Source organism: Paenibacillus campi (assembly GCF_034659835.1).
Taxonomy (GTDB): domain Bacteria; phylum Bacillota; class Bacilli; order Paenibacillales; family Paenibacillaceae; genus Saccharibacillus; species Saccharibacillus campi.
The window spans coordinates 678,291-691,673 of sequence record NZ_JAXSQZ010000002.1 but is presented as its reverse complement, the minus strand read 5'-3'; the positions used below and the strand labels follow the sequence as shown (position 1 = coordinate 691,673).

The window sequence follows — 13,383 nt, the reverse complement described above, 5'->3', positions numbered from 1 at the left end:
GCACCGATCGCTGAACTGTCCGTTAAACTGGCAGCACAGCGATCGGTATCGTTATGTGTAGTCCATGTTAAGCACGTAGTGCTGTCGCTATCATAAGCACAGTGAACTGGCTTTATTTAAAATGAATATCCAGCTTCATCGTGCATGTACAACCTGCTTATCGATTAACTCGTTCCGTATTGAGCAAGCAGCATCTGTACCAGCTCATTGCCTGCAACACTCATAACAGGGTAGTTTTGGTATTCCTCTATCGCCAGGATGCGAACCTATTCATCATTATGATACAGATGACCACCGACGTGAAACGATTGTAGCGCCTGCTGTTGTTCGGTTAGCGGCAGATGAGCGATGATTTTCCATTTACGGCGCAAATTCGACGAAGACGCAAATAGCAGTTGCGGAAATGCGCGCTGCTGATCCAAAGCGATAAATTCGCCAGCCTGCTCTGGTATATGTCGTTCAACTCCAATCGACAGCACGCCAAACGAAAATGCTTGCTGAAATCGATCATGCAGCGCACACACAACCTGTCCGATCGCCCATCTGCCATCATACAGCGGAATTGTAAACAGATCGCCAGCTTGATAGTTGTTCATCTATACCTCCTGCTTGCCCGCTACCGTTTGCCGGACAGCCTTTAGTAGCTTAACCGAGCTTAATTTAATTATTAAATCGGGTTCAACCTTTTATTTTATAAAGGTTTTATGACACAATCAAAATTCAATCAAAATTGAAATTTAACTTCGTCTGCGCCCTCATAGCTTGTGGCAATTGTATTCAGTGTATGTGTATTCCTTAACCGCTTAAACACGAACAGATGTGAGCACATAGACGATCAGGTCGCATTAGCACGCGGGTGATGCGCTTCGTACACGTCCTTCATATTCTTTTTGGAAATGCGCGTATAAATTTGCGTCGTCGAAATGTCCGCATGACCGAGCATCTCTTGCACCGAGCGCAGATCGGCGCCATTTTCCAATAGATGTGCGGCAAAGGAGTGGCGTAGCGTATGTGGCGTAATATCGGCTTCAATACCGGCTTCACGCGCGTACTTTTTAATGATTTTCCAGAAACCTTGCCGCGTCAAGCGTGTACCGAGCTGGTTCACGAACAATGCCGTTTCATCCACTCGTCCGCGCACGAGATGTGCACGACCGTCTTGCACGTACTCGCCAATCCGTTTCACGGTTACGCCTGTGATTGGAATGATGCGCTCTTTGCCCGAATTGCTCGCACAGCGCAAAAACTTTAAGTCCAGTCGCACATCTTCCACATCGACCGAAATTAACTCAGATACGCGAATACCTGTCGCATACAGCAGCTCCAGCATCGCCCGGTCGCGGCGTCCTTGTGCCGTATGTTTGTCCGGTGCATCGAGCAGTTGTTCTACTTCGCCCACACTCATCACCTGTGGCAGACGCTTTTCCGCTTTGGGTGCTTCCATATGGATCGATGGGTCTTGCTGAATTATACCTTCACGCACAAGATATTGACAAAACGAGCGCAGCGATACGGTCATACGCGTAATCGTAGATGACGCTCTGCCGATCAGACGCATTTCACCGAGAAATAAAGCGATATGTGTTTTGCGAATTTGATCTGGCATCATAATGTCACGCTGATGGGCAAACTCGATAAACTGGCTTAAATCGCGTCGATACGATTCGAGCGTATTGCGTGAAAGCCCTTTCTCCTCTGTAAGATAGCGGATAAATTGTTCCAAATATTCATTCATTATCAATCAGCCTCCTCTGCGCCTGGGCTACAGACGCGCTCGAATTTGCCGGATTGGGCGTATACGCCCGGTGGCAAAAGGCTGCTCGGCTAGCTGTCGCCGTCAGTCCTTCTTCATCCGTTGTCACAGCCTGCCCGATGGTCTAGCATGCAGTCCTATGATCGAGTTATGTACATGTATATGTGCCGTGCATATATACAGTTTAAAGCACACAGATATTGCTGCAAAAAGACTCTCTCCCGAACAGCCATATTATCGGGCGAGAGTCTCTGGTATTCAAATCATCTATTCAGTTGTATCGTCGATCATCTGATTGCACGGTTGCCCTGGCGTCCAATAGTAGACAGCAAGATCGCGCATCAGACGGTATCCAGCTTATTGGTCGGTTGCACCGTTATCGCCGTTTTCCTTGTCTTTGCAGCGGTGACAGATGCCGTAAAAGTCCAGACGATGGTCAAGAACAGCAAAGTTAAACTCTTTGTCCAACCGTTCTTCCAGCGGCCCGAGCCAATCCTCACGAATCTCGTCCATGCTTCCGCATTGTACACAGATCAGATGGTGATGATGGTGCTTGCTCGTATCGGTACGCAAATCGTAACGCGCTACGCCGTCGCCAAAGTTAATCTTTTCCACGACATGCAGTTCACTCAAAAGCTCAAGGGTACGGTACACGGTAGCCAGACCGATTTCGGGAGCTTTTTGTTTCACGAGCATAAATACATCCTCAGCACTCAAATGATCTTCTTCGTTCTCAAGGAGCACTCGCACGGTAGCTTCCCGCTGGGGTGTTAATTTGTAACCTTTGGATTGTAACTGGTGTTTAATTTTATCGATCCGTGCTTCCATTTTTGCCCTCCCCCTGTGGAAATCACTGCATCGCTGAAATGCTCACTTCAATTATTATAGGGGGATTGTGAAGTTAAAGTCAAACGTTTTAGCAACTCATACAAACGGTTGTTGCACCAGGGCAAAATAGCAACGGATGCCGCTGCAACTATAAACTGCACGACCTGAATAGCGGCGAAAAGGGGACATCCTTGCCGCCCAACTCCGATTGTGCCTATGCCAATCAAACGCTACTTGTGCGACATAAGCTGCCTTTGAACAGACAGCACATTTGCACAACAAGCCTATCGGCAGCACGATACAAACAACATGTATCGTATGTTCATTCATATGTCTCGCATTTATGATACGGTGCTTATCATTTTTTGATCCAAGCATTTTTGAATCAAGCAGAATAGCGGGCATCATCGCTTTCTGAGAAGCATTAGCACTATTCAGTCAGCATGGTAGCTACATTGCATTTCGGTCATCATTCCCGTTCGCTGCGCATACCGTTCGCGCACAGTTATGCTCACCGGTAGCCATACGAACATGGTCATCATGCTGCAATATTCGCTCATCCACTCCATTTTACCCGGTCACGACTTTACCGTACGCACCACCGCCGCCAGCGCTAAGCGTAAGTCGTTCTTCCCTTGCCAGCACGATATAACCGGCGATTTCACCGCCAACGACCGCTGCCAACTCCGCCGCCGAAGATCGATGCAAAATTGCCATTTCCGTCCCAAACGCTGCCAGCAACCGATTCATTTTGGCAGGGCCAAGACCGGGGATAAAAGACAGCGGTACTTGATACCGATACGGCGGACGAGCAGCAGGTGGCTGCGGTTGCTGGCGATCGGCAATATGCAGCACCCGATCGAGCACGCCGCTCGTCAATTGCGTGCTGCCACAATACGGACACCGTTCCAATATCGCGCCGGATTCGTGAATAATATGTTCACAATTACGGCAATACGTACGATGATATTTGCCTAGCCGTGGATCGAGGCCATAATTTGCTTCAATATGGGCACCATGATGCTGGCGTAGCACATCGACCCATCCATCAAAACTCGCCTCCCGCATCTGTAACACATTGTACTCGCGTCCGATTTTGCCAAGTGAATGGGCATCCGAATTGGTCAGCAGCGGATAGCGATCCAGCTCGCTTATATAACCAGCCATCGTCGTATCTGCGCTCAGTCCCAATTCGCCGCCATCCACTAATGCCAGATCAAGCACATCGCCCATCCGTGCGGTCACATTGCCGTAAATGCCTTTATGCGGAGTAAACATATGAGCAGGGATAAACAAACCGTCCCGCTGCTTCACCTGCTGCTGTAGCTCACGATAGGTCGTATGCAAGCGCTGTGAGCTCAGCTGGATATTTTTCATACGTGTGCTCATCCACTGGGCAAAGTCATCCATCCGTTCCAGATCGCGCAAATAAACAAGCACATGGCATTCCTGCTGTTCCGGCTCACGAATTTCAATCTCCGCTCCGAGCAATACGGTCGTATCGCGGTAACGAATCCCCCCGCCAGCCAGCTCCTCCATCTCACCTGTGGCGATCAAGCCACGAATATCGGCGCGTACGCCGGGCGAATGACAATCGATAATGCCGATTAGCCCGATGCCTTTACGCTCGGACGCTTCATGAGCAATATTGGCAAACGTCAAATTGCGGCTGCCGCTAATTTTGACGGGCTGCCCATCCTCGCTGCGTCCGATATGAATATGTAGATCGGCATACACCTGCTGTAACTGTGCAGAACGTTCACTGTGTAGGTCAATACCGGACAGCGGCGTTGCCGATTGCATCGGTTCCTTCATGATTGCGGCGCTACACCTTGTTTGATTAGATGCCATGCTTGCACAGCCATGATCGTTTTAGCATCGCTAATTCGTCCGGCGCGAATTTGCTCGTATGCTTCATCCAACGTAATCGCACTCATTTCCAGAAATTCATCTTCATCCAGTTGCGCTTCGCCCTGTTCCAGCTCATCTGCCAAATACAAATGAATCAGCTCATCGGCAAAGCCTGGCGATGTATAAAAAGAATACAGCAGCTTCAATTGTTTCGCCGTATAACCGGTTTCTTCCTTCAGTTCACGTGCAATCGCATCTGCCGGGTCTTCGCCCAGTTCCAGCTTGCCTGCCGGAATTTCCACCTGCGTCCGTCCGAGTGGCTGGCGGAATTGCTCGACGACGAGCATACGATCATTATGAATCGCCAGCACGGCAACCGCACCGTTATGACGCACAATTTCACGTCTGCCCGCTTTACCGTTCGGCAACAGTACGGTGTCAACTTGTACACGAATGACTGTGCCATCATAGATCGATTCGGTCGCTAGCGTAATTTCATCAAGTGCAGGATTCGGCTCGTCATTCGTTGGTTGGTGAGCATTTTTCGGTGAATCGGTCATCATGATCCCTCCTAGGTAAATGTCCGCCGTTAGCGGTAATGTATGAATAACATAAGTCATCAGTGAAGATGCTGAGAACATACTAACTTCTGAACGGTAAACAACTATAATGTAACATAATTGGCAGCTAGCTACGACTATATTGTGGCACGACTGAACGCTAAACAACCGCAATGTAAAACGCTTATATAGACCGCTTGCTCGATGACGCTCCTGACAAATGACAAAGCTTAGTTTGATGGTTGGGGTTTGGTTGTCCGTTACGGATAGGAAGCTGTAACAACATCAACGCATCATGTACATCGATATCATCGCCATAAAATCGCCTAAGCTATATGAATATGACAACCTAGACGATCCGTCTAATTATACCTGCACTTTACCCGTCTCGCGCACAATCTCGATCACAAGCCGTGCCGCATTAATCAGTTCATCGCGATGGATGCGCTCGCTCGTCGTATGAATATTTTCATAACCAACCGCCAAATTTGCAGTCGGCACGCCCATACCGTTGAAAATGTTAGCATCACTGCCGCCACCGGTATGGAAAATATCATTTGGCAGTCCGAGATTTGCCGCCGCGCGCTGAGCAAGCTGCACGACCGCATCGTCCGCTGTAAATTTAAAGCCCGGATAAACGATCACGCTCTGGAATTTGCAAGTTGCGCCCCAATCGGCACAGGTCGCTTCCAGCGCTTCTTTCATCGCCGCAATTTGCGTTTCCACTTTTGCATGAACAAGACTGCGCGCTTCGGCTTGCAGTTTCGCATAATCGCAAACGACATTAGTAGCACCGCCGCCTTCAAAGCTGCCGATGTTGGCGGTCGTCTCATGATCGATACGACCGAGCTTCATGCGCGAGATCGCTTTACCTGCCACTTGAATTGCGCTAATGCCATCTTCCGGATTCACGCCCGCATGTGCCGCTTTACCGAAAATCTCCATAATGATGCGCGCTTGCGTTGGTGCTGCGACCGCGATTGTCCCGACGGCACCGTTAGAATCGAGTGCATAACCAAAGTCGGCATCGAGCAGCGCACGATCCATCGCACGCGCGCCCATCAAGCCAGACTCCTCGCCTGCCGTAATAATAAACTGAATCTGCCCGTGCTCAATCTGCTGCTCCTTCAACACACGCACCAGTTCAAACAGCGCCGCCACGCCCGCCTTATCGTCCGCCCCGAGAATCGTCTCACCGGCGCTGCTAATCCAGCCGTGCTCATCGATAACAGGCTGAATGCCGATGCCTGGCTTTACGGTATCCATATGGGTTGTGAAAAAGATTTTGGGCAGCGCAGCATCCGTATTAGGCGCTAGCGTTGCAATCAGATTGCCTGCACCATGCCCTGTTTTTGCTGCCGATTCGTCTTCCAGCACGGTAAAGCCGAGCGCTAGCAATTGCTCGGTCAGATGATCGGCGATTTGACGTTCGTTTTTCGTTTCGCTATTGATTTGCACCAGTTCCATAAATTGTGCAACTAATCTGCTTGAATTGACCACGATAATTCGCTCCTTTTGATGACAACTAATCTGCAGTTACAACGTATATAACCGCTATGTACGTGCCGCTACCGTTTCGGCATGCTCCCAACATCGCAAACGCTTTGCAAACCGGGCGCGTACACGTTATGATAACAATTGATGTGCATTGTACCGATCATACGGTACAAGCATGAACTAGATTGACATGCAAAGGAGTTCAGCTGATGCAACAGAAAAAATGGTTTAAAGTGTTCGTTTATGTGATGCTGCTCGCCCTAATCGGCTCGGTCATTTTCACGCTTGTTCAGCCTTTCCTGTAAGGGCTGCTCCCCATTCCGGCTGTTCGTAGCCAAAATGACGCGCAAAATGCGGCACAATCTCGTCCGCAACTTGACGAATGTCATACGTACGGCCGGTAATATCCTCTAGTGACGTCACACCATATTGTTCAATCCCGCACGGAATAATACCTGAAAAACCTTGCTGTTCAATGCCTGACGCAATATTAAAAGCAAAGCCGTGACTCGTAATAAAACCACGCCGACTGCGGCATTTGTTAAATTTGATGCCGATCGCCGCGATTTTCAGATCGCCTACCCACACACCGGTGTAGGCTTCTTTACGTCCAGCTTCAATGCCTTGCTCTGCCAAATAATCGATAATTACTTGTTCTAATGTACGCAAATAACGGTGCGGGTCCATACCTCTAGCGGTGTCCAGCAACAAAATCGGATAACCGACCAATTGTCCGGGGCCATGATACGTAATATCCCCGCCACGGTCAATCTGAAACAGTGCGATTCCACGCTCTTTCAGTTCATCTTCACTCCACAGCAAATGCTCCGGATGGCGCTGCGAGCCGATCGTATACGTTGGCGGATGCTGAAGCAGTAGCAACTGTTCACCTGCCTCACCGGCGTCGATCGCTTGCACCCATTCCTTTTGTTTATCCCATGCCGCTGCGTATTCCATCAGCGGGGTATAGGAGACGTGAATAATCTGACTCATGCCAAAACACTCCTTTTCCCTATCATGACCGACTTGCCCACATCCCGGATACATAAGCAAAAGGTCGACAAAGCCACGGGGCCGTCAACCTTTTGCATGTTTATTCCGGTACGGTTCGTTGTACTGTTAACTGTACCTTACCTGTAAAACCAATACAACTTTATAGCAAATTGTTTTGCGTAAAACACAATCGTAACTATACATTATTGATCATCTGTGTGTATAATTACCACTCGCATCGGAGCAACTGCTCATTATTAAACATTAGTACAGCTTTGTATCCATACCATAGCCTTCCAAATTATCTTTTACCCGCTGCAAGAACCGTCCACAAATGACGCCGTCCAAAATCCGGTGATCTAGTGACAGACACAGATTCACCATCGAACGCACACCGATCATATCGTTAATGACGACCGGACGTTTCACGATCGATTCAAATGTCAAAATTGCCGCCTGTGGATAGTTAATGATCGGATACGATAGCACCGAGCCGAATGAACCGGTATTGTTGACCGTAAATGTACCGCCTTGCATATCGTCTAGCTTAAGCTTGCCTTCGCGTGTACGGCGCGCTAAATCGTCGATCTCATGCGCTAGTCCGGCGATATTTTTCTGATCGGCACGTTGGATGACCGGCGTCATGACCGAATCTTCGGTTCCGACCGCCAGCGAGACGTTAATATCGCGTTTGACGATAATTTTGTCGACCGCCCACACGGAGTTCATAATCGGATAATCTTTAATCGCATTTACAACCGCTTTGATCAGGAATGGCAAATACGTCAATGTCATGCCTTCGCTGCGTTTAAATTCATCCTTTAGTTTGTTGCGCAGCATGACCAGATTGGTCACGTCCACTTCAATCATCGTCCACGCATGCGGAATTTCCGATACGCTCTGGCGCATATTACGCGCGATCGCATTGCGCAGCGGTGTCACATCGATCAGATGCTCACCGCGTCCGCCGGCATTTTCATTTTGCTCCAGTTCGATTTTCGGAATGGCTGGCGTTTCGCTAAGATGGATGCCGGAATTACGCACCGCATAGTCCGTTTGAGACGGCTGAGCTGTTCCCGCTGCGGCAGCGGAAGTAGTCGGAGTCGCCGGTGTTTGAACAGGCGCTTGAGCGGTCGAAGCGGCTGGCTGCGCAGTGCCATTTTCCAACGCTTTCAGCACATCGCGCCGGGTAATCCGTCCGCCTGCACCTGTACCGGTGATGAGTGATAAATCAAGCTGATGCTCGGCAGCAAGCGATTGTACTGCCGGTGAATAACGTCCTGCCATGCCGGAAGCGTTAGCTGTACCTGTTGTCGTCGGACGTGGAGCGGAAGCGGATTGTGGCTGTGATTGCACCTTTGCCGCTGGTGCTTGCGTCGGAACGGCGGGCTGCGCAGCAGGTTCGCTGGCTGCTGGCGCTGATGCAGTACTGCCAGCTCCATAAATACGGCAAATGATTTCACCGACAGCAACTTCCTGTCCTTCCGCTGCCAGCAGTTCGCCCATCGTGCCTTCCATGACAGACGGAATTTCGGCGTTCACTTTATCGGTAATGACTTCACAGATCGGTTCATATTGCTCAACCGCATCGCCAGGCTGCTTGAGCCATTTGGCAATCGTTGCGGATACGAGCGATTCCGCAAGCTGTGGCATCGAAATATCGGTCGGGTTTCCTTGTTGGGACATCGTATTCACTCCTGAAAATTGCCGGTTCATCAACATGATGACCGGCAATTTATTTTAATAATTCCAGATGGGCAAGCTGCATGACCGCAGTAGGACACAACGGTTCTGCTCTATAATTAGAACAGTGCCAGCTCGCGCATTGCCGTTTTGACTTTGTCTTTGTTTAGCATATAAGCTTTTTCCTGTGGCGGGTTAATCGGCATCGCTGGTGAGTCCGGGCCTGCCAGACGGCGAATTGGTGCATCCAGATCAAATAGACATTCCTCCGCGATAATGGCAGCTACCTCGCCGCCAACACCGCCGGTCAGATTGTCCTCATGCACGATCAGCACTTTGCCTGTACGACGCGCTGCTTCCACAATCGCTGCGCGATCGATCGGCTGAATCGTACGCAGATCAAGCACATGGCTCGTAATGCCTTCCTGCTCTAATTCCTCTGCTGCCTGCATAATGAAATGCAGTGGCAGGCTATAACTGATAACCGTAATATCGTCGCCTTCACGCAGCACATTCGCCTTGCCAATCGGCACTACATAATCGTCTTCCGGCACATCGCCTTTAATCAGCTTATAACATTTTTTATTTTCAAAAAAGAGCACCGGATCAGGATCACGCACAGCCGCTTTCAGCAATCCTTTGGCATCATAAGCGGAATACGGTGCCACAATCTTCAAACCTGCCGTGCCGAAAAAGACCGACTCCATACATTGCGAATGGTACAAACCGCCAAAAATGCCGCCGCCAATTGGCGCACGCACAACGAGCGGACAGCTCCAATCGTTGTTGGAACGATAGCGGATTTTTGCCGCTTCGCTAATGATCTGGTTCGTCGCTGGCAGCATAAAGTCCGAATATTGCATTTCCGCAATCGGCTTCATGCCATACATCGCCGCACCGATCGCCACACCGGCAATCGCTGATTCCGACAGCGGTGTGTCCATGACGCGTTCTTCACCGTACAGTTCCTGCAAGCCTTTGGTCGTCGTGAATACGCCGCCTTTGACACCTACATCTTCACCAAGCACAAACACGTTTTCATCCAGCGCCATTTCTTCTTTCATCGCTAGCCGAATCGCATCAATATATTCCATCATTGCCATTACTATGCATCCTCCCCGTCACCTGCAAACACATGCAGCAGCGTGTCCTCTGCGCGCGGATAAGGAGCGTTGTCGGCATACTCGGTCGCTTCCTTCATAATCTGCGTGCATTCCTTTTGCAATTCCTCATCCTGCTGCTCGCTCCAGATGCCACAATCGAGCAAATATTGCTTGTAACGCGGCACACCGTCTTTTTTCCAGTTCTCATCAACTTCTTCCTTCGTCCGGTACGCCAGATCATTATCGGAAGTCGAGTGTGGAGCAAGGCGGTATACCATCGCTTCGATCAGTGTCGGGCCTTCACCGGCAATCGCACGCTCACGCGCTTCTTTCACGGCTGCATACACTTCCAGCACATCATTGCCATCCACACGCACACCGGGAAAGCCGTAACCAAGCGCACGATCGCTAATTTTGCCGCTCAGCTGTTTGTGCAGCGGTACGGAGATCGCATACTGGTTATTTTCGCACATTATAATTACCGGCAATTTATGTACACCGGCAAAGTTACAGCCTTCATGGAAATCGCCCTGATTACTAGAGCCTTCACCAAATGTTACAAATGAAACGAGCTTTTGGCGTTTCATTTTCGCGGCTAGCGCCACACCGACTGCATGTGGAACTTGTGTCGTCACCGGACTGGAGCCGGTCACAATCCGCAGACGTTTGCTACCGAAGTGGCCTGGCATCTGCCGTCCGCCGCTATTCGGGTCTTCCGCCTTCGCAAACGCGGACAACATCAGCTCACGTGCGGTCATCCCAACCGTCAATACAAAGCCATAATCACGATAATAAGGCAGGAAATAGTCATGCTGACGATCCAGTGCAAAAGCAGCGCCCACTTGCGCAGCTTCCTGCCCTACACCAGATACGTGGAAATTAATTTTACCGGCGCGCTGTAGGAGCAAAGAACGCTCGTCAAACTTGCGTGCCATCATCATATATCGATACAATTCAATCGCCTGGTCATCGGTCAGCCCAAGCTGCTCATGCCGGGTTTGCTGGTCAATAGTACCTTTTGCCTTCATTGCAGGTACCTCCTTCATAAATAACGAAGCTGTAAATGATACATTATGGACGCATTACGCTTCATGTTCACTTCTCATGCTCACTTCGCATTTACTATCGGCGTTGCTGTCCGCTCATTTGGCATATAGCCATGAGCAGGCAGCAGGCGAAAGCAAATGGATTACACGCTTTTTTGTCGGTCAGGCTGCTACTTTTAAGGGTACACTTCCTATGACCCATTTCGCAATCCCACATCTGTCATACTGGTCGAGCTAGCGATTGGCATATGATCATCACAGCCTGTGAGACGGTGATTAGCGCTTGTCTTAAAACCTGGTACTAAGACTTGAGTATAATCCTATTATAAACATACTTGCAGCGAAAAGAAAAGATGGAGTTGTCCTGCATCTGAGCAGGACAGTCCATCTTTTCCATTTTGTTCACTTTTCCATTACATGCCAATCGCTTTGCCGTCGACAGCGAGCATCGCTTCACCGAGAATTTCCGCCAGTGTTGGATGGGCATGCACCGTTTGTCCGATTTCCCACGGCGTCGCATCGAGAAATTGTGCTAGCGCTGCTTCACTAATCAGATCGGTCGCTTGTGGACCGATCATTTGCACGCCTAGCAGATCATCCGAATTCGCATCCGCAATCACTTTGACAAAACCTTCACTATCACCATGCACAAGCGCCTTGCCGATCGCTTTGAACGGGAATTTGCCGACCTTAATTTCGCGCCCTTGTGCCTTCGCCTGCGCGGCGCTTATGCCGACACTTGCTACCTCAGGACGTGTGTAAACACAGCGCGATATTTGCGACGGATCGTAGTGTACCGGCTCTCCACAAATATGATTGACCGCTGTAATGCCTTCATGACTCGCTGCATGAGCAAGCTGCAAACCACCAATCACATCACCGATTGCATAAATATGCGCTTCACTCGTCTGCATAACGTCATTGACTTTAATAAAACCGTGCTCAACCGCAATATCCGTATTCGCCAACCCAATCGTCTCCACGTTAGCACGACGACCGACCGAAACGAGCATTTTGGCAGCAGACAGCTCAATCGTCTGCTCATTGTGCAGCAGTGTGATACGGATATGATCAGCTTGCGCTGTATACGAATCAAGTTGCAATGAAGCGCCTGTATAAATCGTTACGCCGCGTTTTTCCAGCAGTCGATGCAGCTCACGTGCAACTTCTTCATCTTCCTGCGGCAAAATATGCGGCGCCGCTTCCACTACCGTCACCTGTACGCCAAAATCATTCAGCATCGATGCCCATTCCATCCCGATCACACCGCCGCCTACGATCAGCATCGATTCCGGCAATTGCTCCAATTGCAGCGCATGATCACTGTTCAAAATCAGCTTGCCGTCCGCTTCCAGACCAGGCAGATCACGCGGACGCGACCCAGTGGCGATAATTAGATTTTGGGACACAATCGTTTCCATCTCGCCATCTTCTAGCTCCACCGCCACCGCACCGCTTTGCGGGGAAAAGATCGATGGTCCGATCACGCGTCCCTGTCCGCGTACGATCGTAATTTTATTTTTTTGCATCAAATATTGCACGCCACGATGTAGCTGCTCAACAATGCCTTGCTTGCGCGACTGTACACGCTCAAATTGCAAATGTACACCGTCTGCGGCAACACCGTATTGCTCGCTATCTTGCATCAGCGCAAACACTTCGGCACTGCGCAGCAAACTTTTGCTCGGAATACAGCCACGATGCAAACATGTTCCGCCCAGCTTATCTTGCTCGATAATGACAACTTGCTTACCTAATTGAGCGGCACGAATCGCTGCCACATATCCTCCGGTGCCGCCGCCAAGCACGGCAATATCACACTGTATCGTCATAAATTACGTCACTCTCTTTTCCATAGTTTAAATGGATTGCGTGGATGTTTGCTGCTGATGCTGCATATGTACACCCGATCCAATGAACGTCCGACATGTACCGATCCGTTATCCATGCAAGCGCTGCCTACGGACACTGATCCGTCATCTATCGATCCGTACATTCCATCCTGTTGACACCACATCATCTTAATACTGAATCGCCCTTGAGTTCAAGCGGTAAAATAACCGTTTGTC

General features: G+C 49.8%; 12 protein-coding genes. 1 reads left to right on the top strand and 11 read right to left on the bottom strand.

What is annotated here, in order from left to right; translation table 11 throughout:
* Positions 1-266: 266 nt before the first annotated feature.
* The 6 genes from U1I11_RS08115 to U1I11_RS08090 form a co-directional block, all read right to left on the bottom strand.
* Positions 267-596, bottom strand: coding sequence for an immunity 26/phosphotriesterase HocA family protein (locus U1I11_RS08115; RefSeq protein ID WP_322905483.1), 330 nt, complete (start codon positions 594-596; stop codon positions 267-269).
* A gap of 239 nt (positions 597-835) precedes the next feature.
* On the bottom strand, positions 836-1,735 hold the full coding sequence (gene xerD, locus U1I11_RS08110) for a site-specific tyrosine recombinase XerD (protein WP_322905481.1): 900 nt from the start codon (positions 1,733-1,735) through the stop codon (positions 836-838).
* Between the two features lie 375 nt (positions 1,736-2,110).
* A complete protein-coding gene (fur, locus tag U1I11_RS08105; protein WP_322905479.1) occupies positions 2,111-2,581 on the bottom strand; it encodes a ferric iron uptake transcriptional regulator in 471 nt (156 codons plus the stop codon).
* 570 nt (positions 2,582-3,151) lie between these two features.
* The gene (locus U1I11_RS08100) at positions 3,152-4,384 is read right to left on the bottom strand and encodes an endonuclease Q family protein (protein ID WP_416235609.1); all 1,233 of its coding nucleotides are present in this window, start codon (positions 4,382-4,384) and stop codon (positions 3,152-3,154) included.
* Positions 4,385-4,392: 8 nt separating this feature from the next.
* Positions 4,393-4,995 carry an NUDIX hydrolase gene (locus U1I11_RS08095; protein ID WP_322905474.1) on the bottom strand — a complete coding sequence of 201 codons (603 nt, stop codon included), beginning with the start codon at positions 4,993-4,995 and terminating at the stop codon, positions 4,393-4,395.
* A 363-nt stretch (positions 4,996-5,358) separates the two neighbouring features.
* Complete coding sequence (locus tag U1I11_RS08090) at positions 5,359-6,492, bottom strand: M20/M25/M40 family metallo-hydrolase (protein ID WP_322905472.1); 1,134 nt, start codon at positions 6,490-6,492, stop codon at positions 5,359-5,361.
* A 206-nt stretch (positions 6,493-6,698) separates the two neighbouring features.
* Between U1I11_RS08090 and prli42 the strand changes: the two genes are divergently transcribed.
* Positions 6,699-6,794, top strand: a complete 96-nt coding sequence (gene prli42 / locus U1I11_RS08085) for a stressosome-associated protein Prli42 (RefSeq protein WP_322905471.1) — start codon at positions 6,699-6,701, stop codon at positions 6,792-6,794.
* On the opposite strand, the gene lipB is transcribed toward prli42, so the two are convergent.
* The 5 genes from lipB to lpdA all read right to left on the bottom strand — a co-directional run bounded on the left by lipB (position 6,769) and on the right by lpdA (position 13,146).
* Positions 6,769-7,482 carry a lipoyl(octanoyl) transferase LipB gene (lipB, locus tag U1I11_RS08080; protein WP_322905469.1) on the bottom strand — a complete coding sequence of 238 codons (714 nt, stop codon included), beginning with the start codon at positions 7,480-7,482 and terminating at the stop codon, positions 6,769-6,771. The two genes, prli42 and lipB, sit on opposite strands and share 26 nt — an antisense overlap.
* Positions 7,483-7,746: 264 nt before the next feature.
* Complete coding sequence (locus tag U1I11_RS08075) at positions 7,747-9,168, bottom strand: dihydrolipoamide acetyltransferase family protein (protein WP_322905467.1); 1,422 nt, start codon at positions 9,166-9,168, stop codon at positions 7,747-7,749.
* Between the two features lie 116 nt (positions 9,169-9,284).
* Positions 9,285-10,268 (bottom strand): alpha-ketoacid dehydrogenase subunit beta, encoded by a 984-nt coding sequence (locus U1I11_RS08070; RefSeq protein WP_322905466.1) that lies wholly within the window; start codon positions 10,266-10,268, stop codon positions 9,285-9,287.
* A 2-nt stretch (positions 10,269-10,270) separates the two neighbouring features.
* Entirely contained in the window at positions 10,271-11,296 is a 1,026-nt protein-coding gene (locus tag U1I11_RS08065; protein ID WP_322905463.1) for a thiamine pyrophosphate-dependent dehydrogenase E1 component subunit alpha, read from the bottom strand.
* Between the two features lie 431 nt (positions 11,297-11,727).
* Positions 11,728-13,146, bottom strand: coding sequence for a dihydrolipoyl dehydrogenase (gene lpdA / locus U1I11_RS08060; protein ID WP_322905461.1), 1,419 nt, complete (start codon positions 13,144-13,146; stop codon positions 11,728-11,730).
* Positions 13,147-13,383: the final 237 nt, after the last annotated feature.

Coding starts and splice junctions, on each gene's coding strand:
- U1I11_RS08115 (WP_322905483.1), bottom strand. CDS start 596: ATGAACAACTATCAAGCTGGCGATCTGTTTACAATTCCGCTGTATGAT.
- xerD (WP_322905481.1), bottom strand. CDS start 1,735: ATGAATGAATATTTGGAACAATTTATCCGCTATCTTACAGAGGAGAAA.
- fur (WP_322905479.1), bottom strand. CDS start 2,581: ATGGAAGCACGGATCGATAAAATTAAACACCAGTTACAATCCAAAGGT.
- U1I11_RS08100 (WP_416235609.1), bottom strand. CDS start 4,384: ATGCAATCGGCAACGCCGCTGTCCGGTATTGACCTACACAGTGAACGT.
- U1I11_RS08095 (WP_322905474.1), bottom strand. CDS start 4,995: ATGATGACCGATTCACCGAAAAATGCTCACCAACCAACGAATGACGAG.
- prli42 (WP_322905471.1), top strand. CDS start 6,699: ATGCAACAGAAAAAATGGTTTAAAGTGTTCGTTTATGTGATGCTGCTC.
- lipB (WP_322905469.1), bottom strand. CDS start 7,482: ATGAGTCAGATTATTCACGTCTCCTATACCCCGCTGATGGAATACGCA.
- U1I11_RS08075 (WP_322905467.1), bottom strand. CDS start 9,168: ATGTCCCAACAAGGAAACCCGACCGATATTTCGATGCCACAGCTTGCG.
- U1I11_RS08070 (WP_322905466.1), bottom strand. CDS start 10,268: ATGGCAATGATGGAATATATTGATGCGATTCGGCTAGCGATGAAAGAA.
- U1I11_RS08065 (WP_322905463.1), bottom strand. CDS start 11,296: ATGAAGGCAAAAGGTACTATTGACCAGCAAACCCGGCATGAGCAGCTT.
- lpdA (WP_322905461.1), bottom strand. CDS start 13,146: ATGACGATACAGTGTGATATTGCCGTGCTTGGCGGCGGCACCGGAGGA.